The organism is Streptomyces sp. CB02980 (genome assembly GCF_014451325.2).
Lineage (GTDB): Bacteria > Actinomycetota > Actinomycetes > Streptomycetales > Streptomycetaceae > Streptomyces.
The window spans coordinates 1-590 of record NZ_JACSCH020000080.1; the positions used below are offsets into that span (position 1 = coordinate 1).

Here is a 590-nt window from a genome sequence, read left to right on the forward strand (position 1 = left end):
AACGAGCCGGCGGGCGAAGGCGTCCGCACGGACTCGGGCCTGTCGGAGGGTACGGAGGTCTCGTCCCTCTACGACCCGATGCTGTCGAAGGTCATCGTCCACGCCGAGGACCGTCCGACGGCCCTGCGCCGGCTGCGCGCGGCCCTGGCGGACACGGTGACCCTGGGAGTGCCGACGAACGCGGGCTTCCTGCGCCGCCTGCTCGCGCATCCGGACGTCGTCTCGGGCGCCCTGGACACGGGCCTGGTGGAGCGGGACGCGGAGAGCCTGGTCCCGGAGGGTGTTCCGGACGAGGTGTACGCGGCGGCGGCCGCCGTACGGCTCGCGGAGCTGGCTCCGGCACCCCGGGACGGCTGGACCGACCCGTTCTCGGTACCGAACAGCTGGCGCCTGGGCGGCAGCCCCGCCCCGCTCCCCTTCCCGTTGCGCGTGCCGGGACTCGAACCCGTCACCGCCGAGGCGCCGCCCGGCACCCGGGTCACCGACACCACGGTGACGGTCACGGTGGACGGGATCACCCACACCCTCCACCGCGCCGGCAACTGGCTCGGCCGTGACGGCGACTCCTGGCACGTCATGGATCACGACCC

The 590-nt window shown here is 74.2% G+C and carries 1 pseudogene; it reads left to right on the top strand.

What is annotated here, in order from left to right:
• Positions 1-590 (top strand): annotated as a pseudogene (locus tag E0F75_RS39835) (acetyl/propionyl-CoA carboxylase subunit alpha); the annotation flags it as partial.